The 23,534-nt window shown below is 69.2% G+C and carries 26 protein-coding genes and 1 tRNA gene; 17 read left to right on the top strand and 10 right to left on the bottom strand.

The window, feature by feature from the left end:
- Positions 1-10: 10 nt before the first annotated feature.
- Positions 11-484, bottom strand: coding sequence for an SsgA family sporulation/cell division regulator (locus tag OG219_RS18835; protein ID WP_266828057.1), 474 nt, complete (start codon positions 482-484; stop codon positions 11-13).
- Between the two features lie 256 nt (positions 485-740).
- Here OG219_RS18835 and OG219_RS18830 point away from each other — a divergent pair, with 256 nt between their 5' ends.
- Complete coding sequence (locus OG219_RS18830; RefSeq protein ID WP_266828056.1) at positions 741-2,255, top strand: RDD family protein; 1,515 nt, start codon at positions 741-743, stop codon at positions 2,253-2,255.
- A 115-nt stretch (positions 2,256-2,370) separates the two neighbouring features.
- Complete coding sequence (locus OG219_RS18825; RefSeq protein ID WP_266828055.1) at positions 2,371-3,027, top strand: RDD family protein; 657 nt, start codon at positions 2,371-2,373, stop codon at positions 3,025-3,027.
- A gap of 91 nt (positions 3,028-3,118) precedes the next feature.
- Here OG219_RS18825 and OG219_RS18820 read toward each other — a convergent pair whose 3' ends face one another.
- Positions 3,119-3,415, bottom strand: coding sequence for a hypothetical protein (locus OG219_RS18820; RefSeq protein WP_266836144.1), 297 nt, complete (start codon positions 3,413-3,415; stop codon positions 3,119-3,121).
- A gap of 481 nt (positions 3,416-3,896) precedes the next feature.
- Between OG219_RS18820 and OG219_RS18815 the strand changes: the two genes are divergently transcribed.
- Both OG219_RS18815 and OG219_RS18810 read left to right on the top strand, forming a co-directional pair.
- The gene (locus OG219_RS18815; RefSeq protein ID WP_266828054.1) at positions 3,897-6,224 is read left to right on the top strand and encodes an immune inhibitor A domain-containing protein; all 2,328 of its coding nucleotides are present in this window, start codon (positions 3,897-3,899) and stop codon (positions 6,222-6,224) included.
- A 123-nt stretch (positions 6,225-6,347) separates the two neighbouring features.
- Complete coding sequence (locus OG219_RS18810) at positions 6,348-6,743, top strand: hypothetical protein (RefSeq protein WP_266828053.1); 396 nt, start codon at positions 6,348-6,350, stop codon at positions 6,741-6,743.
- A gap of 16 nt (positions 6,744-6,759) precedes the next feature.
- On the opposite strand, the gene OG219_RS18805 is transcribed toward OG219_RS18810, so the two are convergent.
- Both OG219_RS18805 and OG219_RS18800 read right to left on the bottom strand, forming a co-directional pair.
- Complete coding sequence (locus tag OG219_RS18805; protein WP_266828052.1) at positions 6,760-7,344, bottom strand: isochorismatase family protein; 585 nt, start codon at positions 7,342-7,344, stop codon at positions 6,760-6,762.
- Between the two features lie 245 nt (positions 7,345-7,589).
- Positions 7,590-8,918: a nicotinate phosphoribosyltransferase gene (locus OG219_RS18800; protein ID WP_266828051.1), complete on the bottom strand. Its 1,329-nt coding sequence runs from the start codon at positions 8,916-8,918 to the stop codon at positions 7,590-7,592.
- A 103-nt stretch (positions 8,919-9,021) separates the two neighbouring features.
- Here OG219_RS18800 and clpS point away from each other — a divergent pair, with 103 nt between their 5' ends.
- The 8 genes from clpS (at position 9,022) to OG219_RS18765 (ending at position 15,000) form a co-directional block, all read left to right on the top strand.
- The gene (gene clpS, locus OG219_RS18795; protein ID WP_266461072.1) at positions 9,022-9,339 is read left to right on the top strand and encodes an ATP-dependent Clp protease adapter ClpS; all 318 of its coding nucleotides are present in this window, start codon (positions 9,022-9,024) and stop codon (positions 9,337-9,339) included.
- 49 nt (positions 9,340-9,388) lie between these two features.
- Positions 9,389-9,991 (top strand): DUF2017 domain-containing protein, encoded by a 603-nt coding sequence (locus OG219_RS18790; RefSeq protein ID WP_266828050.1) that lies wholly within the window; start codon positions 9,389-9,391, stop codon positions 9,989-9,991.
- Between the two features lie 328 nt (positions 9,992-10,319).
- On the top strand, positions 10,320-11,771 hold the full coding sequence (locus tag OG219_RS18785; RefSeq protein WP_266828049.1) for an amino acid permease: 1,452 nt from the start codon (positions 10,320-10,322) through the stop codon (positions 11,769-11,771).
- Between the two features lie 117 nt (positions 11,772-11,888).
- The gene (locus tag OG219_RS18780; RefSeq protein ID WP_266828048.1) at positions 11,889-12,311 is read left to right on the top strand and encodes a M67 family metallopeptidase; all 423 of its coding nucleotides are present in this window, start codon (positions 11,889-11,891) and stop codon (positions 12,309-12,311) included.
- A 28-nt stretch (positions 12,312-12,339) separates the two neighbouring features.
- The gene (locus tag OG219_RS18775) at positions 12,340-13,401 is read left to right on the top strand and encodes a LacI family DNA-binding transcriptional regulator (RefSeq protein WP_266828047.1); all 1,062 of its coding nucleotides are present in this window, start codon (positions 12,340-12,342) and stop codon (positions 13,399-13,401) included.
- A gap of 127 nt (positions 13,402-13,528) precedes the next feature.
- The gene (locus OG219_RS48160) at positions 13,529-13,630 is read left to right on the top strand and encodes a putative leader peptide (protein WP_313904860.1); all 102 of its coding nucleotides are present in this window, start codon (positions 13,529-13,531) and stop codon (positions 13,628-13,630) included.
- A 118-nt stretch (positions 13,631-13,748) separates the two neighbouring features.
- A complete protein-coding gene (locus tag OG219_RS18770; protein ID WP_266461084.1) occupies positions 13,749-14,027 on the top strand; it encodes a MoaD/ThiS family protein in 279 nt (92 codons plus the stop codon).
- A gap of 22 nt (positions 14,028-14,049) precedes the next feature.
- The gene (locus OG219_RS18765; protein ID WP_266828046.1) at positions 14,050-15,000 is read left to right on the top strand and encodes a PLP-dependent cysteine synthase family protein; all 951 of its coding nucleotides are present in this window, start codon (positions 14,050-14,052) and stop codon (positions 14,998-15,000) included.
- Positions 15,001-15,183: 183 nt separating this feature from the next.
- Here OG219_RS18765 and OG219_RS18760 read toward each other — a convergent pair whose 3' ends face one another.
- The gene (locus OG219_RS18760; RefSeq protein WP_266828045.1) at positions 15,184-15,642 is read right to left on the bottom strand and encodes a type II toxin-antitoxin system PemK/MazF family toxin; all 459 of its coding nucleotides are present in this window, start codon (positions 15,640-15,642) and stop codon (positions 15,184-15,186) included.
- A gap of 261 nt (positions 15,643-15,903) precedes the next feature.
- Here OG219_RS18760 and OG219_RS18755 point away from each other — a divergent pair, with 261 nt between their 5' ends.
- Positions 15,904-16,656: an MBL fold metallo-hydrolase gene (locus OG219_RS18755; RefSeq protein ID WP_266828044.1), complete on the top strand. Its 753-nt coding sequence runs from the start codon at positions 15,904-15,906 to the stop codon at positions 16,654-16,656.
- 72 nt (positions 16,657-16,728) lie between these two features.
- On the opposite strand, the gene OG219_RS18750 is transcribed toward OG219_RS18755, so the two are convergent.
- On the bottom strand, positions 16,729-17,976 hold the full coding sequence (locus OG219_RS18750; RefSeq protein WP_266828043.1) for a PTS transporter subunit EIIC: 1,248 nt from the start codon (positions 17,974-17,976) through the stop codon (positions 16,729-16,731).
- 207 nt (positions 17,977-18,183) lie between these two features.
- Positions 18,184-19,470 carry a PTS transporter subunit EIIC gene (locus OG219_RS18745; protein ID WP_266828042.1) on the bottom strand — a complete coding sequence of 429 codons (1,287 nt, stop codon included), beginning with the start codon at positions 19,468-19,470 and terminating at the stop codon, positions 18,184-18,186.
- 175 nt (positions 19,471-19,645) lie between these two features.
- On the opposite strand from OG219_RS18745, the gene OG219_RS18740 reads away from it, so the two are divergent.
- The 4 genes from OG219_RS18740 (at position 19,646) to rdgB (ending at position 21,985) form a co-directional block, all read left to right on the top strand.
- A complete protein-coding gene (locus tag OG219_RS18740; RefSeq protein WP_112449866.1) occupies positions 19,646-19,879 on the top strand; it encodes a glucose PTS transporter subunit EIIB in 234 nt (77 codons plus the stop codon).
- Between the two features lie 97 nt (positions 19,880-19,976).
- Complete coding sequence (gene rph / locus OG219_RS18735) at positions 19,977-20,714, top strand: ribonuclease PH (protein WP_266828039.1); 738 nt, start codon at positions 19,977-19,979, stop codon at positions 20,712-20,714.
- Between the two features lie 143 nt (positions 20,715-20,857).
- Positions 20,858-21,268, top strand: a complete 411-nt coding sequence (locus OG219_RS18730; protein WP_266828037.1) for a hypothetical protein — start codon at positions 20,858-20,860, stop codon at positions 21,266-21,268.
- 114 nt (positions 21,269-21,382) lie between these two features.
- Positions 21,383-21,985 carry an RdgB/HAM1 family non-canonical purine NTP pyrophosphatase gene (gene rdgB, locus OG219_RS18725; RefSeq protein ID WP_266828035.1) on the top strand — a complete coding sequence of 201 codons (603 nt, stop codon included), beginning with the start codon at positions 21,383-21,385 and terminating at the stop codon, positions 21,983-21,985.
- Positions 21,986-22,040: 55 nt separating this feature from the next.
- On the opposite strand, the gene OG219_RS18720 is transcribed toward rdgB, so the two are convergent.
- From OG219_RS18720 to OG219_RS18710, 3 genes are all read right to left on the bottom strand, one after another.
- Positions 22,041-22,113 (bottom strand) — tRNA-Leu (locus OG219_RS18720).
- Positions 22,114-22,168: 55 nt separating this feature from the next.
- Positions 22,169-22,831: an HNH endonuclease gene (locus tag OG219_RS18715; RefSeq protein WP_266828033.1), complete on the bottom strand. Its 663-nt coding sequence runs from the start codon at positions 22,829-22,831 to the stop codon at positions 22,169-22,171.
- Positions 22,828-23,481 carry an HNH endonuclease signature motif containing protein gene (locus OG219_RS18710; RefSeq protein WP_266828031.1) on the bottom strand — a complete coding sequence of 218 codons (654 nt, stop codon included), beginning with the start codon at positions 23,479-23,481 and terminating at the stop codon, positions 22,828-22,830. Before OG219_RS18710 ends, OG219_RS18715 begins: the two co-directional genes overlap by 4 nt.
- Positions 23,482-23,534 lie beyond the last annotated feature (53 nt).

The raw sequence follows: 23,534 nt of genomic DNA, 5'->3' as shown, positions 1-23,534 counted from the left end.
CACCCCAGATCTACTCCCCGTCCTTGGACTCGTCCGACGGCCACGGATCCCGCAGCCACAGGTCGTCGGCCGGAGTGGGCGCGAGCAGCTCGGCGAGGCCGTCGTCGATACCGAGCTGCTCCGCCTCAGAGCCCGGCGGGACCGCCCGCAGGGTTCGCTCGAGCCAGGCGGACACCTGCGCGGCGGGCGCTTCGAGCAGCGCGTCGCCGTCCGGCGAACTCAGCGCCATCAGCACGACACTGCGGCCCGAGACCTTCGTCGGCCACACCCGCACATCGCCGTGCCCGCACGGCCGGAACACCCCCTCGACGAGCAGCTCGCGGGCGAAGGTCCAGCTGACGGGATGGTCGGAGCCGATGTGGAAGGTGATGTGGACGGCGTAGGGGTCGTCGGTGCGGTAACTGAGCCGCGCCGGGACGGGGATGCTGCGTTCGGGCGACAGGACGAGTTTGAGCTCGAGTTCGCGTTCCACCACGGTGTGCATGTCGGTGCGTTTCCTTTCTCGTACGGGGCCCTGTGGGCGGGCCCGTACGAGTGGAGAGCCCGTGGGGGCGGAACCATTACGCGGGTTTCGAGAAGTTTTTTCGGGCGGCGTTCCCAGTGGTGTGTCCAGTGCTGTCCGGACGTGGCGGAACCTTGCCCGAATGGGGCGGGTACGGCGGGAGCGGCAGTGGCGGGTGCGCCGGTCTGATAGATGTGGAGCCCCCAAAAGACCCCCGAGCAGATACGGGACGACGGACATGAGCGCCCCAACCCCGGCACCCGGTGACGACAGGCCCCGCGAAGGGTATTACCCGGATCCCTCCATTCCTGGATATGTCCGGTACTGGAACGGTGCCGCCTGGGTACCGGGTACGAGCCGTCCGGCGCCGTCCGACGGCGTGCCGCTCGCGGCGCCGCCCGGTTCCCACCCGGCGTCCGTGCCCGCCCAGGCGCAGGCGCCGGTTCCCGCCGAGGAGACCGGACCGCACTTCTTCGACGAGGACCCGCAACCCTCCGGCGGCTCCCGGCAGGTGAGCCCCGCCGAGGCCCAGCACGGCAGCCGGCCCGAGCCCGCGGCCGCGTGGGGCGCCGACCGCTCCCGGCAGACCGGTTTCGGCGGTGAGCGGGACCGCCGCGTCGCCTGGGGGTCGCCGCCGAGCGCCGCCGACCCGCGGGTACCCCACGCGTCGGAACCGGCCGACCCGGTGGTCCAGCCCGACGGCCGCTCCTCACGTACGGACGGCACGGCGACGATCCCGCCCGCGGACTCGGCCAGCCCCCAGCCTCCGGCGTCCGGCGGCACCGTGGTGTTCCGGCGCCCGACGGGACCGGTGCGGCCGGCGGCCGAGGGTACGGGTGGCACGCCCGGCAGCGGCAGCGGGCGCCCCGCCGGCCCGGGAGCCGAGGACCTGCCCTCCGAGGGCACCATGACCTTCCGTACGCGCTCCCCGCGCACGCCGCAGCAGGGGGCGCGGCCGGGGAGCACGCCCCCGGCCGCCGGTACGCCCGCCGGGGGCGGCTTCGGCGCCGGGCAGGCCGCCGCCGCCCAGGCGGCCCAAGCCGCTGCGGCCCAGGCTCCGGCCACCCCGGCCGCCCCGGTGACCCCCTCCGTCCCCCAGCAGGCGGGCGGCACCCCCATGGCACCCGGCGTCGGCGGCGGTCAGCCCTCCTGGGCGCAGCAGGTGCACCGGCTCGCCGGGGACCCGGCGGAGGAGGGGCAGCCCGTCGCGCCGTGGAAGCCGCCGGTCGAGGACATCTTCACGGCGGCCGCGCGCAGGCAGTCGGAGGCGCGTCCCGCGGGCCTCGGCAAGCGGCTGGCCGCCCGGCTCGTGGACACGGTGGTCCTTGCCGGTGTCACCGCCGTGGCCGCCGTACCGCTGGGCACCAAGGCGGTCGACCACATCAACGAGAAGGTGGACGCGGCCAAACTCTCCGGCGAGACCGTCACGGTCTGGCTGCTCGACGGCACGACCGCGGGCTATCTCGGTGTGATCCTCGCCGTCCTGCTCCTCTTCGGCGTCCTCTACGACGCGCTGCCCACCGCCAAGTGGGGCCGCACCCTCGGCAAGAAACTGTGCGGCATCGAGGTGCGCGACATCGAGGGCCACGAACCCCCGTCCTTCGGTTCGGCCCTGCGCCGCTGGCTCGTCTACGGCGTCACGGGCGTCCTCGGTATCGGGGTCCTCGGTGTCCTGTGGTGCCTGTTCGACAAGCCGTGGCGCCAGTGCTGGCACGACAAGGCCGCCCACACCTTCGTGGCGGCGCGTACGTAAGGGACGCCCGGGCAGGTGATGTACCCGGCGACGCGGCAACCGGCGTACACAACCCGGTAGCCCGGACGGCCGCTCGCCGGATGCGGACGGGGAGGGTTCGCGGTCCACTCGGGCCATGAGCAGCGAACCGCCGCCTCCGGGCTCCGGCCAGCCACCGGATGACGACCCGTTCAAGAAGCAGCCCCCGCCCGCCGAGGGCGGCGGCTCCCCGTACGACCCCCCGGGCGGCGCCCAGACCCCGCCGTCCGGCGCCCAGCCGCCGCCCTACGGCGGTGGCGATCCCTACGGCGGTGGAGGCCCCTACGGCGGCGATCCGCTCGCCGGTATGCCGCCGCTCGCGGACAGCGGCAAGCGGGTCCTTGCGCGCATCCTCGACATGATCCTCGTGGGCATCGTGGTGTGGCTGCTGTCGTGGGCGTTCGGGGTCACCGAGTACAACATGGACACGGACGAGATCGACACCGGCAAGTCCTTCGGGCAGTCGCTCGTCGCCGCCGTGCTCTACGTCGGGTACGACACCTTCATGATCAGCAAGTCGGGGCAGACCCTCGGCAAGCGGCTGTTCAAGCTGCGGGTGGCCAACCTCGACAACGGCTCCACGCCCTCCGTGCAGACCACGCTGATCCGCTCGCTGGTCCTGTGGATCCCGTTCGCGTTCTGCTGCGCGTGCATCTGGACCGCGATCGCGGGCGGTTGGAGCTTCTTCGACAAGCCCTACAAGCAGGGCCTCCACGACAAGGCGGCCAAGACGGTGGTGGTCAGCACCGGTTGACCGCCGGACGGCGGGACGGGAAACGACGACCGGCGGGTCCGTGAGACACGGGCCCGCCGGTTCGCGTGTGCGGTGACGCTGTCGTGACGCTCTAGGGGTTCGCCGGCTCGCGTACGGGCTCGGACGTCGCGGAGGCGGCCACGGACACGGTCTCGCGCTGTGCGGGGACGCGTCCCTCCAGTACGGGAATGGCGGGCACCTTCGCGGTGCGCGCCGGCTTCGGCAGCGGGACCGTCATGGCGACGAGGAGTCCGAGAACGAGTGCCGAGAGGGTGATCGCCACGATCCCCAGGCCCGAACTCGTCTGAGACAGCAGCAGCATGGCGAGGGTGGAGAGGATCACGGTGCAGGAACCGTAGGCGAGCTGTGCGGCGGTCGGACGAGGCATGGCAGTCGTTCGAGGCATGGCAATCGTTTCCTCGGGTGGGGGTGCTCCCCCCGGGTGCCTCTCGCGATGGGGGAGGGTGCGGATAGAGCATTGAGGGTGAGGCTGCGAATCGGGGGCCGACAACGGTGTCGACTTGGCAATCCATCGACATTCCGACGTGCCGCCAATCGACTCTATTCGCCTGCATGCCCGAGTGGAACGACCGGTAAGCGTGACCTAACCCACGGTGCCGGTGCACAGGGGGCGCACGGAGTCATCACGTCCATGAAGTGGACGTCCGGACGCGCCTGTTGAGCGGTGTGATGGCGCTCCGGCGAGCGAACATCCGCTCTACATAGTGCAGTTGCCAGGTTCAAGTCAAGATCTGTCTTTTCTTTCGTAACTCCGGTCCAATGTCGTCACTTGAAACGCGTATTCGCGCGCGGACCCCATGACCTGGACCCCTCCATCCGCGTGAGCGGGACGCGAGGGAGGACATCAAGTGACCAGCAGATCATGGACGTTCAGAGGGGCGGCGGTGGGCGTTGCCCTCGCCGCGGCCACTGCCACGTTCTCGACGTTCGCCGTGGCGCAGGCCGACGCCGGTGCGTCGGCCCCGACGGTGGAGCGCCGTGACCCGGCAGCGCCCGCCGCGAGCGACACCGAGCACGACCTCAAGGGCCCGTTCACGGACAGCGAGGCGGCGCAGCGCGAAGAGGCGCTCCAGCAGGTCATATCCGGTGAGGCCACGGCTCAGGAGCGCAACGGCTCGCAGGTGGTGCAGCTCAGCAAGGGCAAGTACGTCGAGCTGGCCCGGGAGAAGACCGACAAGATCTTCACCATCCTGGTCGAGTTCGGCGACCAGGTCGACCCCCGCTACGGCGGCACCGTCGGCCCGCTGCACAACGAGATAGCCGAGCCGGACCGCACCAAGGACAACAGCACGGCCTGGCAGGCGGACTACAACCAGGAGCACTTCCAGGACCTGTACTTCGGCGACGGCACCGCTTCGCTGAAGACGTACTACGAGAAGCAGTCGTCCGGCCGTTACTCGGTCGACGGCGAGGTCGCGGACTGGGTCGCGGTCCCCTATAACGAGGCCCGCTACGGTTCCAACGACGCGTCCACCGGCGCCTGGTACGCGGTGCAGGACGGCGTCACCGCCTGGGTCGCGGCGCAGGAGGCGGCGGGCGCGACCGACGCGGAGATCAAGGCGCAGCTGGCCGAGTACGACCAGTGGGACCGCTACGACTTCGACGGCGACGGCAACTTCAACGAGTCCGACGGCTACATCGACCACTTCCAGATCGTGCACGCCGGTGAGGACGAGTCCGCGGGCGGCGGCGCCCAGGGCGCGGACGCCATCTGGGCCCACCGCTGGTACGCGTTCGGCACCGACGCCGGTTCCACCGGACCCGAGGGCAACAAGCTCGGCGGCGCCGCGATCGGCGACACCGGCATCTGGGTCGGCGACTACACCATCCAGCCGGAGAACGGCGGACTCGGCGTCTTCGCCCACGAGTACGGCCACGACCTCGGTCTGCCGGACCACTACGACACCAACGGCGGCGAGAACTCCACGGGGTTCTGGACGCTGATGTCGTCCGGTTCCTGGCTCGGCACCGGCGAGGGCGAGATCGGCAACCTGCCCGGCGACATGACCGCCTGGGACAAGCTGCAGCTCGGCTGGCTCAACTACGACACGGCGAAGGCGGCCACCAAGTCCTCGCACACGCTGGGCGTCGCCGAGTACAACACCAAGAACGCTCAGGCGCTCGTCGTCGAACTGCCCGAGAAGACGGTCACCAACGAGATCGTCGAACCGGCGCAGGGCGCGACCCAGTGGTGGAGCGGCAGCGGCGACAACCTCTCGCAGACGCTGACCCGTTCCGTCGACCTCACGGGCAAGTCCTCGGCCGCACTGACCCTTGACGGCTGGTGGGACATCGAGGCGGGCTACGACTACCTCTACACCGAGGTGTCCACCGACGGCGGCGCCACCTGGACCGCCATCGACGGCACCGCGGACGGCGCGGCCATCAGCCGTGACGGCAGCGGCAAGCCGGCGCTCGACGGCACGACGGAGGCGTACAAGAAGCTGTCGTACCCGCTGGACGCCTACGCGGGCCAGAACATCGGCCTGCGCTTCCGCTACGCCACCGACGGCGGCGTGGCCCAGAAGGGCTTCGCGGCCGACGAGATCAGCGTCACCGCGGACGGCGCCGCCCTCTTCTCGGACGACGCGGAGACCGCGGACGCCGCCTGGACGACGGACGGCTTCTCCCGTATCGGCGCGGCCATCACGGACGACTACGCGCAGTACTACATCGCCGAGAACCGCCAGTACGTGTCGTACGACAAGACCCTCAAGGTCGGCCCGTACAACTTCGGCTTCACGACGACCCGTCCGGACTGGGTGGAGCACTACCCGTACCAGAACGGCCTGTTGATCTGGAAGTGGGACACCTCCCAGGCGGACAACAACACAAGCGTCCACCCGGGCACCGGTCTTGTACTGCCGATCGACGCCCACCCGGCCGCGCTGAAGTGGTCGGACGGCACGCTGATGCGCAGCCGTATCCAGTCCTACGACTCGCCCTTCAGCCTTTTCCGCACCGACGGTCTCACGCTGCACAAGGCGGACGTCGAGACCAAGATCGCGTCGCAGAAGGGTGTCTCGGTCTTCAACGACCGGACCAACACCTACTACGACACGAGCACCCCGCTGGCCGGTGTGAAGATCACTGACACCAACACCAAGATCAAGATCGTCAAGGAGGCCCTGAACGGCTCCACGATCTCGCTCCAGGTCGGCCCCGCAGTGAAGTAAGAGACATTTCCGCAGGTCAGAGCATGATCGGCCGCGACCCCCTGGCGGGTCGCGGCCGATCGTGTTTAGGTGCGTCCTGTGATTCTCTTATTGACACCGGACCGCACGGGGGTGTGACTTTTCATGGCCGCAGGAGGTTTCTGCAAGCTGCCGAACGGCAGCGTGGTGGTGGCGCTGAACCTGCCCAGCCCGTCCGGCCCCTACAGCTCGGCCGCCGGCTGCGTGCGGGTGCTGGTGCTGGCCCAGAACCGGGCCCGCGCCCTGACCCGGCTGCGCAACCTGGGTCTGCGCGCGGTGTACCTGCGGGGCAACGCCCAGCCGCCCACCCCGGACGAGATCACCGCGGTCCTGCACCACCCCGACGGCCTGATATGGCGTACGGCACCGGTCGCTGACAACGGTGTCAGCGTCAGCCCGGACATCGGCCCGGAGCTCGTCCAGGAGCTGTGGCACCCGATCAGGGCGCTGATGCGCAGACCCGCGCCCCAAGGCCTGCCCGCGGCGCCCCAAGGCCTGTAGGAGTTCCCCGGGAGGGTCAGACCACCGGCTTGCCGGTCAGCTCCACGCCCGCGTTCCGCAGCTCCTCCAGAGCCCGGTCCGTGGTCTCCTCGGCCACTCCGGCCGTGAGGTCGAGCAGGACCTGCGTACGGAAGCCCTCGCGGGCGGCGTCCAGGGCGGTGGCGCGTACGCAGTGGTCGGTCGCGATGCCCACCACGTCCACCTCGTCGACCTCCCGGGCCCGCAGCCAGTCCGCCAGCGTCACCCCGTTCTCGTCGGCGCCCTCGAAGCCGCTGTACGCCGCCGCGTACGCGCCCTTGTCGAAGACGGCGTCGATCGCGCCGGAGGCGACGACCGGGGCGAAGTTCGGGTGGAAGCCGACGCCCTCCGTGCCGGCCACGCAGTGCGCGGGCCAGGAGTGGACGTAGTCGGGATTGTCGGCGAAGTGGCCGCCGGGGGCGATGTGGAGGTCGCGGGTCGCGACGACATGGCGGTAGCCGGCGGGCGCCTGCCCGATCAGCTCCGTGATGGCGGCGGCCACATCGGCACCCCCGGCCACCGCGAGGCTGCCACCCTCGCAGAAGTCGTTCTGCACGTCTACGACGATCAAGGCGCGGCGCATGGCGGGTGTCCTTAGGCTCGGCATGAGGTCGGTGGTGTTGGTGAGGGGTGCGGGCCCGGCCTGTGAGCTACCGAGCCTAGAGACTGCAAGTGCGCTCCGGGAGGGGGCATTTGGCTGCTGCGCCGTGTCCCGGGGTGTGGAGGGAGCGCTTGCGTGGTGCGGAGGGGACGTTGCCGTTGCATTCCCGCTCACCGGTTGTTCATGCGCCCGCGCGGCAGCCGTACGCCAGAGGCAGCAGCCGGACCTCAGACGTACTCGGTCGGAATGACCGCCTCGCCGCGCGAGAGCTGGGTCGCCGACAGCGGCAGGTTGGCGCGGGCCGCCGCGTGCCGGTCGCGTACGACGTCGAGCGGCTCGCGCGCGACGATCCGGCCGCCCTTGACCAGCTCGACGAGGAGCTGCCGGTCGGCCAGCTCGCCCGGCACCGGGCCGACGCCGACCACCTCGGCCTCGGCGACCCCGTGCTCGTCCAGGCGCCGCGCGGCCCACTTGCGGCCGCCGATGGACGTCTTGCCGCCCAAGGACTTCTTGGCCACCGGCTCCAGCGGGGCCTTCAGATCGGCGGACTCGGCGCGGGCGACCAGCTTGTAGACCATGGAGCAGGTGGGATGGCCGGATCCCGTCACCAGCTGGGTGCCGACGCCGTACGCGTCCACGGGCGCCGCCGCCAGCGAGGCGATCGCGTACTCGTCCAGGTCGGAGGTCACGATGATCTTCGTCTGGGTTGCCCCCAGCTCGTCCAGCTGCTGCCGCACCCGGTGCGCCACGAGCAGGAGGTCCCCGGAGTCGATGCGGACGGCGCCCAGCTCGGGCCCGGCCACCTCGACGGCCGTCCGGACCGCCTCCGCGACGTCGTACGTGTCCACCAGCAGCGTGGTGCCCCGGCCGAGGGAGTTCACCTGGGCCTGGAAGGCGTCCCGCTCGTGGTCGTGGAGCAGGGTGAAGGCGTGCGCGGACGTCCCCACCGTCGGGATGTCGTAGCGGAAACCGGCGGCCAGATCGGAGGTGGTCGTGAAGCCGCCGACGTACGCGGCCCGCGCGGCGGCCACGGCCGCCAGCTCGTGGGTGCGCCGGGCGCCCATCTCGATCAGCGGACGCTCGCCCGCCGCCGACGCCATCCGGGACGCGGCGGCCGCGATCGCCGAGTCGTGGTTGAGGATGGAGAGGATCACGGTCTCCAGGAGCACGCACTCCGCGAAGGACCCCTCGACCCGCAGGACCGGGGAGCCCGCGAAGTACACCTCGCCCTCCGGGTAGCCCCAGATGTCCCCGCCGAAGCGGTACGAGGCGAGCCACTGCAGGGTCGGCTCGTCCACGATCTTGCGCTCGCGCAGGAAGCCGAGGACGTCCGCGTCGAAGCGGAAGTTCTCGACGGCGTCGAGGACGCGCCCGGTTCCGGCCACGACCCCGTAGCGCCGCCCCTCGGGCAGCCGCCGGGTGAAGACCTCGAAGACCGAGCGCCGCTCGGCGGTCCCCGCCGCCAGGGCGGCCTGCAGCATCGTCAGCTCGTACTGGTCCGTGAAGAGCGCCGTCGAGGGAACGTCCACGGGCAGCCCAAGGTCCGCTGTGTTCATAGGACGGGATCGTACCCCCATCTCGTCACTCTGACGATTTGTGGGTCGCCGAGTGCCGCGGTTGTGGGGTCCATTTGTGCGAGCACCCCCCTCTGGTGGCAGCATGGGCGGTGTGACGGCTCCCGCACCCCTAGAGACCGAGAAGACCGAGTCGGCGGAGGAGGTCTTCGCCGTACCCGAGCCGGACGTTCCCTGGCTGACGATCGTGCACAACGACCCGGTCAACCTCATGAGCTACGTGACGTATGTCTTCCAGGCCTACTTCGGCTACAGCAAGGACAAGGCCCACAAGCTCATGCTCGACGTCCACCACAAAGGCCGGGCCGTCGTCTCCAGCGGATCCCGCGAGGAGATGGAACGCGACGTACAGGCCATGCACGGTTACGGTCTGTGGGCCACCCTTCAGCAGGACCGGAAATAGCCCGAGCCCTGGAAACCGCGAGCAGGACCGGAAGCAGCGAACTCACTCCATGCCAGGACACTTCGAACCGATCCCCGGCGGCGGCGCGGCCGTCGCGCTCGACGAGGTCGAGATCTCCATCATCCGCTCCCTCGCCGTCCAGCTCCTGGAGCTCATCGGTCCCGGACCCGCCGAGAACGCCCCCGACGACCCGCTCGCCGAGCTGTTCGCGGAGGGCCCCAGCGAGCCGCCCTCCGACCCGGTGCTGCAACGCCTCTTCCCCGACGCGTACAGCGGCCCCGACGTCGAGGCCCACTCGCCCGAACAGGCCGAGGAGCAGCGCGCCCACTCCTCGGAGTTCCGCCGCTTCACCGAGAACGACCTGCGCGCGGGCAAGCGGGAGAACGCCCTCACGGTGATCCGCTGCCTGGACGGGCTGACGTCCGGCGAGGGCGGCGCGGTCCTCAAGCTCTCCGCCGACGAGTCCGAGCAGTGGCTGCGCGCCCTGAACGACCTGCGCCTGGCGATCGGCTCCCGGCTCGACGTCGTCGACGAGGAGGACACTGACCTCCTCTACCGGCTGCCGGACGAGGACCCGCGCAAGCCGATGGTGATGGCGTATCTGTGGCTGGGCGGGCTTCAGGAGACGCTCGTCGAGACCCTTATGCCCTGATCCGATCGCCTTTCGGCGTTCGCTCAGAGGACACTCAAATCCGGATAACGATCACGTCACCATGACCGCGCCCTATGGGGCGCGGTCAGACTTTTGTCCGGTTCTCCCTGTGGTGTGGGCCACGAACGCCTCGGTCGATCAACGTTGCGGCCGTGATAAATCTTCACGACCGCCCGACAGGACAACACCCATGTCCGGTCGGGTGCGCCACCGAGCCGGCGGATCGCCGGCCAGGCACGAGCGGGCTCAGCTCCACCATCCGGGGGGATCGGAACCCGATCCGAAGCCAAGTCACTGGCTCGGAGCGGCATGGAGAAAGGCGCACGACGTGACCTCATCGCAGGTCGGCAAGGAATACGACGGCAGTGAGGCCGTGGGCGGCGACGCCCCCGAAGAGGGGTACGAGCGCGGGCTCGGCAGCCGTCAGGTCCAGATGATCGCGATCGGCGGCGCCATCGGCGTCGGCCTCTTCCTGGGCGCCGGGGCGAACATCGCCAAGGCGGGGCCCAGCCTCATCCTCATGTACGCCCTCGCGGGCGTGATCATCTTCTTCATCATGCGGGCGCTCGGCGAACTTCTGCTCTACCGCCCGGTGTCGGGCTCCTTCGCGGAGTACTCACGCGAGTTCCTCGGCCCGTTCTTCGGCTTCTTCACCGGCTGGACGTACTGGCTGATGTGGGTCGTCACCGGCATGGCGGAACTCACCGCCGCCGCGATCTACGTCAACTTCTGGTTCCCGCAGGTCCCGCGGTGGGTGACGGCCCTGGTCTTCCTGGTCGTCCTCTTCGTGGCCAACCTGATCTCGGTGAAGCTCTTCGGCGAGATCGAGTTCTGGTTCTCGATGGTCAAGGTCACCGCGCTCATCGGCATGATCGTGATCGGCCTCGGCGTCCTCACCTTCGGCTTCAGCTCGGCCGGTGACACCGCCTCCGTCGCCAACCTCTGGCAGTTCGACGGCTTCTTCCCCAAGGGCATCGGCTCCTCCCTGATGACCCTCCAGGGCGTCATGTTCGCCTACCTCGCCGTCGAACTCGTCGGCGTCACCGCGGGCGAGTCCGAGAACCCCGAGAAGACCCTCCCCAAGGCGATCAACACCCTGCCCTGGCGCATCGCCCTCTTCTACGTCGGCGCCCTCACGGTCATCCTCTGCGTCGTGAAGTGGACGGAGTTCGCACCGGGAGTCAGCCCCTTCGTGGAGGCCTTCGCGAAGATCGGCATCCCGGCGGGCGCCGGCATCGTCAACTTCGTCGTCCTCACCGCCGCCCTGTCGTCCTGCAACTCCGGCATGTACTCCACGGGCCGCATGCTGCGCACGCTGGCGGACAACGGCGAGGCCCCGAAGATCTTCAACAAGCTCTCCTCGACCAGGACCCCCGCGTTCGGCATCACCGTCTCCGTGCTCTTCATGGGCATCGGCGTGATCCTGAACTACATCGTCCCGGAGAAGGCCTTCGGCTACGTGGTCTCGGTGGCCACCGCCGCCGGCATCTGGACCTGGCTGATGATCCTGATCAGCCACATCCTGTACCGCCGCGCGGTCGACGCCGGGCGCCTGCCCGCGTCCTCCTTCCCCGCCCCGGGCGGCGCGACGTTCAGCTGGGTCGCGGTCGCGTTCCTGCTTTTCGTGACCTGCCTGATCGCGTACGACGCGGACTCCCGCGTCTGCTTGTACGTGATGGCCGGCTGGGCCGCGGCGCTCGGTGTCGGCTGGGCCGTACTCAAGGCGCGGAACCCGCAGGTCGCCGAGCGCGACGACCCGATCTTCGAGAAGGTGGGCTGACCCGCCCCGGTTTCGAGAAGGTCGGCTGACCCGCCCCGGTTCACCATTTGCTCAGCATGTGGGCCGCCCCGTACCACTCCTCGGTACGGGGCGTCCCTTCTGCTTATCCTGGCGAACATGCTGACCATCACCCAGGCCCTGTTCGACCAGATCGTCGCGCACGCGCGCCAGGACCACCCCGACGAGGCGTGCGGCGTCGTCGCGGGCCCGGAGGGCACCGGCCGCCCCGAGCGGTTCATCCCCATGCTCAACGCCGCCCGCTCGCCCACGTTCTACGAGTTCGACTCCGGCGACCTGCTGAAGCTGTACCGGGAGATGGACGACCGCGACGAGGAACCCGTCGTCATCTACCACTCCCACACGGCGACCGAGGCCTACCCCTCCCGCACCGACCTCTCCTACGCCAACGAACCGGGCGCGCACTACGTGCTGGTCTCCACGGCGGACTCGGACGACGCGGGGCCCTTCCAGTTCCGCTCGTACCGGATCGTCGAGGGTGTCGTGACGGAGGAGGACATCAAGGTGGTGGAGGCATACTGATCGCCCCGGCCAACTCGCCGTATCGGAGATGGTGTTGACGCAGCGGTCGAACAGAAGGCGCCCCACGCTGGAGGACGTCGCCCGCCGGTCGGGTGTCTCGAAGTCCACCGTGTCGCGAGTGGTCAACGGCGAGCTCAAGGTGCGCCCGGAGGTCGTCGACCGCGTCCGGGACGTGATCGACGAGCTGGGCTACGTACCGAACCAGGCCGCCCGCCAGCTGGTCACCCGCCGCACGGGTGCCGTTGCCGTCGTGGCGACGCAACCGCAGGACCGGGTCTTCATCGACCCGTTCTTCGACTGCCACCTGCGCGGCATACGCAAGGAACTCATCGCACACGGCGTCCAGCCCGTCCTGCTGTTCCTGGAGGAACCCGACGACTATCCGCGCGTGGGCGAATTCCTCGGCGGCGGCCACGTCGACGGTGCGCTGCTGTTCTCCCTCCGCGCCGACGACCCGCTGCCCGGCATGATCGAGCGGCTCGGCCTGCCCGCCGTCTTCGGCGGCCGCCCGCTGCTGCGTGAGGGCGAGACCGTGCGCGGCCAGATCTACGTCGACGCCGACAACCGCGGCGGCGCCCGCGAAGCCGTCCGCCACCTCGTCTCGCTCGGCCGTGAACGCATCGCGACCGTCACCGGGCCCTACGACCAGGAGGCCTCGGCCGTCGACCGCCTCGACGGCTACCGGGACGTCCTCCTGGACGCCTCGCCCCACCTCATCGAACGGGCCGACTACACCCGGCAGGGCGGCGCCGACGCCATGACCGCCCTCCTGGACCGGTGCCCCGACCTGGACGCCGTCTTCGTCGCCTCGGACCTCATGGCGTCCGGCGCCCTGCAGGTGCTGCGGGAGCGCGGCCGCCGGGTGCCCGACGACGTGGCCGTCGTCGGCTTCGACGACCTCGCGCCCATCGCCGAGTCGACCGACCCGCCGCTCACGACCGTCCACCAGGACGTCGAAGGCATGGGGCGCCTGCTGGCCAGGCTGCTGTTCAGCGGGACCTCGGCGGGCGCCGGCGAAGAGGCGGCCGGCGGCCACCCGCTCTCCTCCGTGGTCACCCCCACCCGCCTCGTCAGGCGGCAGTCCGCCTGAGCCGTGGACCGCAGGCGGGGGCCCGGCCCGTGGGCCCGAGCTGTCCGGTCTCACTCCCCGATCGCAAACTGTCCGGAATGTGGGATCACATTCCGGGACCCGGACCGGGAATCGATACGATGACCCCATGGTTTCCCACGACGTGAGCGACAAGACGCCGGGCATGCTGCTCGTGGCGCGGCTGCACGTCGACCTGTGCAGGCTGCAGAGCGCCATCTGTACGCGCTGAACCCTGCCGCCGCCGTACGGCCGTGAGCCGCGGCTCCGCAAACCGGCACACCACCCGCTCCACCGCGCCCGCCGCGCGCCCACCGACCTGACTTTCCTTCCGACAGGAGCCCGCAACCATGGCCATCGAGGTCCGCATCCCCACCATCCTCCGCACCTACACCGACGGCCAGAAGGCCGTCGAGGGCGGCGGGGAGACCCTCGCCGAGCTGTTCGCCGACCTCGAAACCCGGCACACGGGCATCCAGGCCCGCATCGTGGACGGCGGCGAACTGCGCCGCTTCGTCAACGTCTACCTGAACGACGAGGACGTCCGCTTCCTCGACGGCATCAACACCAAGCTGACCGACGGCGACAACGTGACGATCCTGCCGGCCGTGGCCGGCGGCATGGTCTGATCCGATCGGGCTCTGATCACTGATGCGCTACGACTCCCCGCTCGCCGCGGTGGGCAACACCCCTCTGGTGCGCCTGCCGCGGCTCTCGCCGTCCCTGGACGTGCGTATCTGGGCCAAGCTCGAGGACCGCAACCCCACCGGCTCGGTCAAGGACCGGCCCGCCCTGCACATGATCGAACAGGCGGAGAAGGACGGCCGGTTGACGCCCGGCTGCACGATCCTGGAGCCGACGTCCGGCAACACGGGGATCTCGCTGGCCATGGCGGCGAAGCTCAAGGGCTACCGCATGGTCTGCGTCATGCCCGAGAACACCTCGCAGGAGCGGCGCGACCTGCTGGGCATGTGGGGCGCGGAGATCATCCCCTCCGCCGCGGCCGGCGGCTCCAACACCGCCGTACGCGTCGCCAAGGAGCTCGCCGCCGAGCACCCGGACTGGGTGATGCTCTACCAGTACGGCAACCCGGACAACGCGGGCGCCCACTACGCGACGACCGGCCCCGAGATCCTCGCCGACCTCCCCTCCGTCACCCACTTCGTGGCCGGGCTCGGCACCACGGGCACACTGATGGGCGTCGGCCGCTTCCTGCGTGAGCACAAGCCCGACGTGAAGATCGTCGCCGCCGAGCCGCGCTACGACGACCTGGTGTACGGCCTTCGCAACCTCGACGAGGGCTTCGTACCCGAGCTGTACGACGCCTCCGTCCTCACGACCCGCTTCTCCGTCGGCTCCGCCGACGCGGTCACCCGCACCCGGGAGCTGCTCCAGCAGGAGGGCATCTTCGCGGGCGTCTCCACCGGCGCCGCGCTGCACGCCGCGATCGGCGTCGGCAAGAAGGCCCTCGCCGCGGGCGAGTCCGCCGACATCGTGTTCGTCGTCGCCGACGGGGGCTGGAAGTACCTGTCGACGGGGGTCTACACGGCCGCGACGACGGAGGAAGCGATCGAGACGTTGCAGGGGCAGTTGTGGGCGTAGGGGTGTAGGGGGTGGGGGGTGGTTTTTTCGCCCCCTCCGCCCCTACCCGTCCCACGCTTCCGGGCTACGCCCGGTTTCAGCCCGTCCGGCGTTTGAGGACGAGCGCGATACGGGGGTCTGGGGGCGGAGCCCCCAGAAGCAAGGGACGGGCAGGGGCGGAGGGGGCGAAAACCGCTCGCGACCTCAGCCCGCCAGGTACCGCACCTGATCCCAAAGCACCGGATCCACCACCCCCACCCGCCGCCGGAAGTCCCACACGGGAACCTTCCGCAGCTCATCCGTCTCAAGAAAGCTAGCCCGGCCCTGGGCATCGCCCACGGCCCCCGGCGGCAGCGGAATCACCCCGGCCCGCTCGTCGTGATACTTGCTGGTGATCTTCGCGACGGTCACCACGTCACCCCGCACCCCCAGCACGAGACAGGGCCGATCCTTGCCCCCGGGCCCGTCCTCGTAGGGAACGCTCGCCCACCAGATCTCCGCCGCCCGCGGCCGAGGCACCCGCCGCCGCGGCCCACGCGGCGGCCGCCCGGGCGGCCGCGTACGCCGCGCCGCCCGATGCCCCCGCCCCCACCCGTCCACAAGCGTGGCGACCAACGCGAGCAGCACGACAGCCGCCAGCGCGAGCCACCAGGACGTGTCCATACCAATGAAGGTACCGGTGCGTACCGCCGCCCGCCCCCCGCCCGGACAGGGCCCCCCGCCCCAGGTCCATCCGAACCGGTGACAGCACAGGTGAGTTCGCCCACAACGGCCCCTGGCGGAGGAGCGACCCGCCCTTTTGCGCCTTACGCTCGACGGACCGCACGACCCCCGTTTCCCGTATCTGCTCCGAGTGTCTGCGCTGAGTATCTGCTCACCGCATCTACTCTCTGCACTTCCTGTCAGCGCGGAGGTTCCAGCTTTATGAAGCTCACCGTCGTCGGCTGCTCGGGGTCGTTCCCGTCCGCGGAATCGGCCTGCTCGAGCTACCTCGTAGAGGCCGACGGCTTCCGGCTGCTTCTCGACATGGGCAACGGTGCCCTTGGCGAGCTGCAGCGCCACTGCGGTCTTTACGACCTCGACGCGATCTTCCTCAGCCATCTGCACGCCGACCACTGCATCGACATGTGCGCGTACTTCGTCGCGCGCTACTACCGCCACGACGGCGGGCGCGCCGACCCGATCCCGGTCTACGGACCCGAGGGCACGGAGCACCGCCTGACCACCGCGTACGCGGACACCCCCACCGCCTCGTCGATGAGCGAGGTGTTCGACTTCCACACGGTCAAGCCGGGCACGTTCGAGGCCGGCCCGTTCACCCTGCACACGGAGCGGGTGCGCCACCCGGTGGAGGCGTACGGCATCCGCGTGGAGCACGGTGGACGCTCCCTGACCTACTCCGGGGACACGGGCGTGAGCGAGTCCCTGGACGAACTCGCCCGCGACACCGACCTGTTCCTCTGCGAGGCCGCGTTCACGCACGGCAAGGAGAACATCCCCGACCTCCATCTCAACGGCCGCGAGGCAGGCGAAACCGCCACCCGCGCCGGCGCCCGCCGTCTCCTCCTCACCCACATCCCGCCGTGGACGGACCCCCAGATCAACCTGGCGGACGCGCGCGCGGTGTACGACGGTCCGGTGGAACTGGCGGCGCCCAGGGCGTCGTACGAGATCTAGAGCGGGCGACAACGACGAAGGCCCCGGAACCGAATCGGTCCCGGGGCCTTCGTCATGCCGTACGAGCGGGGCTCACGCCTTGGTGAGGTCCTCGAGCTCCTCCTCGGGCTCGCGGCCCGGGGTGGGGAGGTTGAACTTGGTGATCGCGAAGCGGAAGACCACGTAGTAGATGGCGCCGAAGACCAGACCGATCGGGATGATCAGCCATGGCTTGGTGGCCAGGTTCCAGTTCAGCGCGTAGTCGATGAAGCCCGCGGAGAAGGTGAAGCCCGCGTGCACGCCGAGCGCCCAGGTGACCGCCATGGACAGGGCGGTCAGGACCGCGTGGATCGCGTACAGCACCGGTGCGATGAACATGAACGAGAACTCGATCGGCTCGGTCACACCGGTCACGAAGGACGTCAGCGCGAGCGAGATCATCATGCCCATCACGGCCTTGCGGCGCTCGGGGCGGGCGCTGTGCGCGATGGCGATCGCGGCGGCCGGCAGGCCGAACATCATGATCGGGAAGAAGCCGGACATGAACTGACCGGCGGTCGGGTCACCCGCGAAGAAGCGGTTGAGGTCGCCGTGGACGACGGTGCCGGCGGAGTCGGTGAAGTCGCCGATCTGGAACCAGGAGACGGTGTTCACGAACTGGTGCATGCCGACCGGGATCAGCGCGCGGTTGATCAGACCGAACAGCGCGGCGCCGAAGGAACCGAGACCGGTCATCCACTCGCCGAAGTCGGAGATGACCTCACCGATCGGCTCCCAGACCAGACCGAAGAAGACGCCCGCCAGGGTGCCGACGAAGGCCATGATGATCGGGACGAGACGGCGGCCGTTGAAGAAGCCGAGCCAGTCGACCAGCTTGGTGCGGTGGAACTTCTGCCACAGCACGGCGGACAGCAGACCCATGAGGATGCCGCCGAGGACACCGGGGTTGTTGTACGTCGCGGCTATGTCCGCGCCCGCCTGGACCTTGGCCTCGGAGACCGGGAAGGCCTTGAGTACGTTGCTGTAGACAAGGAAGCCGACGAGGGCGGCGAGAGCGGTCGAGCCGTCGGACTTCTTGGCGAAGCCGATCGCGACGCCGATACAGAACAGCATCGGCAGGTTGTCGAAGATGGCGCCGCCGGCGGTGGCGAAGACCGCCGTCACCTTGTCCGGCAGGTTCAGCTTCTCCTGGACGTCCGCCTGCCCCAGCCGCAGCAGGAGACCCGCCGCCGGGAGCACGGCGATCGGGAGCTGCAGGCTGCGGCCGACCTTCTGCAGGCCCTGGAACAGACCGGATCCCCGCTTCTTCGCGGGGGCCGCCGATGTGGTGGCGGTGCTCATAGTTCCTCCATGTACCGGAGCTGCCGGGGGGACGGGAAGGGGGAAACAGGTGTGAAAAAGGGGTGGGCAGCGTCCACGTGGTCTACACCATTAAGTGGTGTAGACCTGTTTTAGCACGGTGAAGGTGGGATAAGGAACCCGCCAATTTTGATTCATGACAGAGGGCCCCCGGACCAGCAGGTCCGGGGGCCCTCCGAGCGTCGGCCGCTACGCTTTTGTGACGTCCTCGCGGTCCTCGTCCGGCTCCCGCCCCGGAGTCTTCAGGTCGAACTTGGTGATCGCGAAGCGGAAGATCGCGTAATACACGAGGGCGAAACACAAGCCGATCGGGATGATCGCCCAGGGCTTCGTCGCCAGGTTCCAGTTGATGACGTAGTCGATCAGGCCGGCCGAGAAGCTGAAGCCGTCATGGACCCCCAAGCCCCAGGTCAACGCCATCGACACACCCGTGAGGACCGCGTGCACCGCGTACAGCAGCGGCGCGATGAACAAGAAGGAGTACTCGATCGGTTCGGTGATACCCGTGACGAACGAAGTCAGCGCGACCGACAGCATCAGACCGCCAACCTCCTTACGGCGATGGGGCTTTGCGCAATGCGTCATCGCCAGACACGCGGCCGGCAGCGCGAACATCATGATCGGGAAGAAACCCGAAGTGAACTGACCCGCGTTCGGGTCACCCGCCAGGAACATGTTGATGTCACCGTGCACCACCGTCCCGTCCGGCTTGGTGAAACTGCCGAACTGGAACCAGATGGGCACGTTCAGGAACTGATGCAGACCGATCACCAGCAGCGCCCGGTTGGCGACACCGAACACACCGGCACCCCACGCGCCGAGCCCGACCAGCCAGTCGCTGAAGCTCTCCAGAGCGTCACCGATCGGCGGCCACACCCACAGGCACAGCGCCGCGAACGCGATCGCCGCGAACGCCATGATGATCGGGACGAGGCGGCGCCCGTTGAAGAAGCCGAGCCAGTCGACCAGCTTCGTACGGTGGAACCGCTGCCAGAAGTACGCGGCCATCAGCCCCACCACGATGCCGCCGAAGACCCCCGGATTCTGATACGTGAACGCCCCCACCGTTCCGTCCGCCGCCTGACACCCCGTGGCGGCCTCGACCGTCCCGCCCGGGCAGTCCTCCGGGAACTGGCGCATCACGTTGAAGTAGACGAGGAACCCCACCACCGCCGCCAGCGCGGTCGAACCGTCCGCCTTCTTCGCCATCCCGATGGACACACCCACACAGAACAGCATCGGCAGCCCGAGCGACCCGTCGAGCAGCGCGCCACCCGCACCCGCCATCACCTTGGAGACGTTCGTCCAGCCGAGACCCTCGTCACCGAACACATCCGGCTGGCCGAGCCGGTTGAGAATGCCCGCGGCCGGCAGTACGGCGATGGGCAGTTGGAGACTGCGGCCCATCTTCTGCAAACCCTGGAACAGATTGTTCCAGTGGGTGCGCGCGGGAACGGCGGCGCTGTCGGCACTCATCGGCGTCCTCCGGACGGAACCGGGTTTGGCGCCCGTTCGTCAACTGGTGTAGACCAGTCCACGAACGGGCGCGCTGTCGTGAACGCCATGATTCGGCACCCACGACATGACCGCTCGCGAAGATGGGCCAACTGTGGGTTACTGCGAAAAAGCGGTTCGGATCAGGGAGTAGGACATGGCCACCAAGGCTGAGAAGATCGTCGCCGGGCTCGGCGGCATCGAGAACATCGAAGAGGTCGAAGGCTGCATCACCCGCCTCCGCACCGAGGTCATCGACCCGAGCAAGGTCGACGAAGCCGCCCTGAAGGCCGCCGGCGCCCACGGCGTCGTCAAGATGGGCACCGCCATCCAGGTCGTCATCGGCACCGACGCCGACCCGATCGCGGCGGACATCGAAGACATGATGTGAACCACCACGCTTTCTGAGCCCCCGCGGCTCACCCCTGAGGGGCTGCTTCCGACAACCGGCGGCAGCCCCTCACCCGTATACGGCTAGGCTCATCGCCATGTCTCGAATCGACGGCCGCACCCCCGAACAGCTGCGCCCCATCACCATCCAGCGTGGCTGGAGCAAGCACGCCGAGGGCTCCGTCCTCGTCTCCTTCGGCGACACCAAGGTCTTCTGCACCGCCTCCGTCACCGAAGGCGTCCCGCGCTGGCGCAAGGGCAGCGGCGAGGGCTGGGTCACCGCCGAATACTCGATGCTGCCGCGCGCCACCAACACCCGCGGCGACCGCGAATCCGTCCGCGGCAAGATCGGCGGCCGCACCCACGAGATCTCCCGCCTCATCGGCCGCTCACTGCGCGCCGTCATCGACTACAAGGCGCTCGGCGAGAACACCATTGTCCTCGACTGCGACGTCCTCCAGGCCGACGGCGGCACCCGCACCGCGGCGATCACCGGCGCGTACGTCGCCCTCGCCGACGCCGTCACCTGGGCCCAGGGCAAGAAGCTCATCAAGGCCGGCCGCCAGCCGCTCACCGGCACCGTGTCGGCGGTCTCCGTCGGCATCGTCGGAGGCGTCCCCCTCCTCGACCTCTGCTACGAAGAGGACGTCCGGGCAGACACCGACATGAACGTCGTCTGCACCGGCGACGGCCGCTTCGTCGAGGTCCAGGGCACCGCCGAAGCCGAGCCCTTCGACCGCGACGAGCTCAACTCCCTGCTCGACCTGGCCGTTTCCGGCTGCACCGAGCTGGCCGCCTTCCAGCGCAAGGCACTTGATACGGTCCTGGAAAAGTAAAGGACGCACCAAGGGGAGCGGCCGGTCCGGGCAACCACGCCACCCCTCCTCGCGTCAGTACGGGTACGTGCGTACGGCACACCGCGGTACGCCCGGCAAGCAACGGGGGGCCTCCGAGGCCTGCCCAGGGGAGGAACACAACCATGGCCGCGAGCCGCCGACGCCGACGTGGGAGCCGCACCACCGCCATCGCCGCCACCGTGGCAGCGGTGGCGCTGACCGCCGGACTCACCACCGGCTGCGACGCCGTCAACAAGGCCCTGGACTGCGTCCAGACCGCCGACGCCATCGCCGACAGTGTCACCGACCTCCAGCAGGCCGTCGAGAACGCCGCGAACGACCCCACACAGACCGAAGAGTCCCTCGACTCGATCGACAAGAACCTCGACGAGATCGGCGACAAGACCGACAACGCCGACGTCAACAAGGCGGTCGACGACCTGAACAAGGCCGTGGACAACGTCCGTACGGCCGTCAAGAACGGCGACGAGACCCCGGACGTCAGCCCGGTCACGGACGCGGCCGGCGAACTGACGAAGGTCTGCACGTCGTAACTCCGTAGGGGAGCGGTGGCGGGGCCCGGGACATCGGGGACGCGGGGGATATCCCGGGCATGCCGGCACACCCGGGATATCAGGGAGCCCGGTACGCCCGGGATACTGAACGCCATGACCCGCCTGATCCTCGCCACCCGCAACGCCGGAAAACTCACCGAGCTGAAGGCGATCCTCGCCGACGCAGGTCTCAACCACGACCTCGTCGGCGCGGACGCCTACCCCGACATCCCCGACGTCAAGGAAACCGGCGTCACCTTCGCCGAGAACGCCCTGCTGAAGGCCCACGCCCTCGCCCAGGCCACCGGCCTCCCCGCCGTGGCCGACGACTCCGGCCTCTGCGTCGACGTCCTGGGCGGCGCCCCCGGCATCTTCTCCGCCCGCTGGGCGGGCCGACACGGGGACGACGCCGCCAACCTGAACCTGCTCCTGGCCCAGCTGGGCGACATCTCCGACGAACACCGCGGCGCCCACTTCGCGTGCGCGGCGGCCCTTGCCCTGCCGGACGGCACGGAGCGCGTGGTCGAGGGCCGGCTGCGGGGCGTGCTGCGGCACGCGCCGGTGGGCACGAACGGGTTCGGGTACGACCCGATCCTGCAGCCGGAGGGGGATACACGGACTTGCGCGCAGCTGTCGGCCGAGGAGAAGAACGCGATCAGCCATCGGGGGAAGGCGTTTCGGGGGTTGGTGCCGGTGGTTCGGGAGTTGTTGGGCTGACTTTGCGAAAAGGCCCCGCACCTATGAATCGAAGGTGCGGGGCCCGCTTTGCCTGTGCGCCCGGTCGGATTCGAACCGACAGACACGACCACCTAAAGATCGCCGCTCAGCCCTTGGCGTACGGGCGCCTGTGTCGTTGCCTACTTTACTGGGCCCGGTCGCCCGTCGTTGGAGAGAGGCCGACTATGAGGTTCGCCGCTGGCCGCCGCGGCACCACGTACTGGTAGCTGCATGGCAGTTGGGGCATAGCAGCCGGAGGTTCTCCGGTCGGTCGTCGCCCCAGTCCCCACTGATGTGATCGACCTCCAGAGGCATGGGCTTGCCGAGCCACTCGGGGCCGACTCCGCACTCGGCGCATTTCTCAGGTACGCCGATTTCGTGTAACGCGCGCCGCAACTGCGAGGTCTTGGTCCGGCGCTTGCCGTCGTGCCGGACCAGAACATCTTCGGACCGTTTGAAGGCCGGGCCAGGGTTGCCCCGCTGGTGCGCTTGTCCCAGGAAATGGGTGGTGTCAAGGCTGTCCTCGTGTACCCACCGGCGGAACAGGGCCCGTAGCTGGCCGGTGCAGGGCTTGCCGAGTGCGCGGAGAGCGCCTGCGACGGAGGTCGCCTCGCCGACTGCGCGCCGCAGCTCTTCCGCGGTTGGCTTGGGATGTGGCTTACTGGCCCGCCGCCGACGTGGGAAGTGGGAAATGTCGATGCCGAAGTGCTCGAAGCGCTGGTACAGGTACTGACGCAGATTGCGGTGCGGGCGGGTTCCGAGCAAGACGATGACTTCATCGATGTCGGAACAATGTGCGGCGGCTTCGATCAGCCGCTCACGGGTGTACTGCACTCCGCTGCTCATGCGGCACCGCCTCGGCGACGCCCCTTGCCGCGCCCCCGGTAATTGTCCGTCGTCGAGTGGCAGTTGGGGCACAGGAACCGAAGGTTCTCGATCCGGTTGTCGCGCCAGTTGCCGTCGATGTGGTCGACCTCCAAAAGGAGCGGGTGACCTCGCCAGACCGCTTCCGCACCACAGAGGACGCATCGCTCGGACACCCCAAGGGCTTTCATCGCCCATCTGAGTCGATCGCTCGGAATGCGGCGGGCCTGAGCAACCGGCTGCTCGACCAGGAGGCCTTCCGGTGTCCGGGGGCGCCATGGTTTCCCGCGCCGGGTCGGAATCTGGAAGTGCGAGGTGTCGATGCCGTACGCCTTGATCCGGCGGCTGATGTGGGTGTGGTGTCCGCCGACGACCTCAAGGCCGAGTTGGCGTAGCACCTCACACATGTTCGTCGACGCCGAGGCTGCCGCCTGGAGCGTCTCCCTGGTCCATCGCACCCCCTCACGCTCGAAGTGCGATACATCCACCCCCAGCTTTTTCATGCGCCCAAGCACGTATCGCCGTGTGGAACTCCGGGGATCCACCCCCAACTTCCTCAATGCCTCCGACAGCGTCCGCGCTCCCCGAGCCGCCTCCTCCAGCCGTTCCTTTGTGTACGCGCTGGTCCCCATCGAATCCCCTCCGTTGTCGGCCGCCCGTTCGTGACCTCGTACGGAGTAACGAA

Source organism: Streptomyces sp. NBC_00038 (genome assembly GCF_026343635.1).
Classification (GTDB): Bacteria; Actinomycetota; Actinomycetes; order Streptomycetales; family Streptomycetaceae; genus Streptomyces.
This window is presented reverse-complemented; position numbering and strand designations above follow the sequence as displayed.

Coding starts and splice junctions, on each gene's coding strand:
- OG219_RS18775 (WP_266828047.1), top strand. CDS start 12,340: ATGGTGTTGACGCAGCGGTCGAACAGAAGGCGCCCCACGCTGGAGGAC.
- OG219_RS18755 (WP_266828044.1), top strand. CDS start 15,904: ATGAAGCTCACCGTCGTCGGCTGCTCGGGGTCGTTCCCGTCCGCGGAA.
- OG219_RS18750 (WP_266828043.1), bottom strand. CDS start 17,976: ATGAGCACCGCCACCACATCGGCGGCCCCCGCGAAGAAGCGGGGATCC.
- OG219_RS18825 (WP_266828055.1), top strand. CDS start 2,371: ATGAGCAGCGAACCGCCGCCTCCGGGCTCCGGCCAGCCACCGGATGAC.
- OG219_RS18810 (WP_266828053.1), top strand. CDS start 6,348: ATGGCCGCAGGAGGTTTCTGCAAGCTGCCGAACGGCAGCGTGGTGGTG.
- OG219_RS18710 (WP_266828031.1), bottom strand. CDS start 23,481: ATGGGGACCAGCGCGTACACAAAGGAACGGCTGGAGGAGGCGGCTCGG.
- OG219_RS18820 (WP_266836144.1), bottom strand. CDS start 3,415: ATGCCTCGTCCGACCGCCGCACAGCTCGCCTACGGTTCCTGCACCGTG.
- OG219_RS18740 (WP_112449866.1), top strand. CDS start 19,646: ATGGCCACCAAGGCTGAGAAGATCGTCGCCGGGCTCGGCGGCATCGAG.
- OG219_RS18800 (WP_266828051.1), bottom strand. CDS start 8,918: ATGAACACAGCGGACCTTGGGCTGCCCGTGGACGTTCCCTCGACGGCG.
- OG219_RS18760 (WP_266828045.1), bottom strand. CDS start 15,642: ATGGACACGTCCTGGTGGCTCGCGCTGGCGGCTGTCGTGCTGCTCGCG.
- OG219_RS18745 (WP_266828042.1), bottom strand. CDS start 19,470: ATGAGTGCCGACAGCGCCGCCGTTCCCGCGCGCACCCACTGGAACAAT.
- rdgB (WP_266828035.1), top strand. CDS start 21,383: ATGACCCGCCTGATCCTCGCCACCCGCAACGCCGGAAAACTCACCGAG.
- clpS (WP_266461072.1), top strand. CDS start 9,022: ATGGGCGGTGTGACGGCTCCCGCACCCCTAGAGACCGAGAAGACCGAG.
- OG219_RS18715 (WP_266828033.1), bottom strand. CDS start 22,831: ATGAGCAGCGGAGTGCAGTACACCCGTGAGCGGCTGATCGAAGCCGCC.
- OG219_RS18770 (WP_266461084.1), top strand. CDS start 13,749: ATGGCCATCGAGGTCCGCATCCCCACCATCCTCCGCACCTACACCGAC.
- OG219_RS18830 (WP_266828056.1), top strand. CDS start 741: ATGAGCGCCCCAACCCCGGCACCCGGTGACGACAGGCCCCGCGAAGGG.
- OG219_RS18805 (WP_266828052.1), bottom strand. CDS start 7,344: ATGCGCCGCGCCTTGATCGTCGTAGACGTGCAGAACGACTTCTGCGAG.
- rph (WP_266828039.1), top strand. CDS start 19,977: ATGTCTCGAATCGACGGCCGCACCCCCGAACAGCTGCGCCCCATCACC.
- OG219_RS48160 (WP_313904860.1), top strand. CDS start 13,529: ATGGTTTCCCACGACGTGAGCGACAAGACGCCGGGCATGCTGCTCGTG.
- OG219_RS18835 (WP_266828057.1), bottom strand. CDS start 484: ATGCACACCGTGGTGGAACGCGAACTCGAGCTCAAACTCGTCCTGTCG.
- OG219_RS18765 (WP_266828046.1), top strand. CDS start 14,050: ATGCGCTACGACTCCCCGCTCGCCGCGGTGGGCAACACCCCTCTGGTG.
- OG219_RS18790 (WP_266828050.1), top strand. CDS start 9,389: ATGCCAGGACACTTCGAACCGATCCCCGGCGGCGGCGCGGCCGTCGCG.
- OG219_RS18730 (WP_266828037.1), top strand. CDS start 20,858: ATGGCCGCGAGCCGCCGACGCCGACGTGGGAGCCGCACCACCGCCATC.
- OG219_RS18780 (WP_266828048.1), top strand. CDS start 11,889: ATGCTGACCATCACCCAGGCCCTGTTCGACCAGATCGTCGCGCACGCG.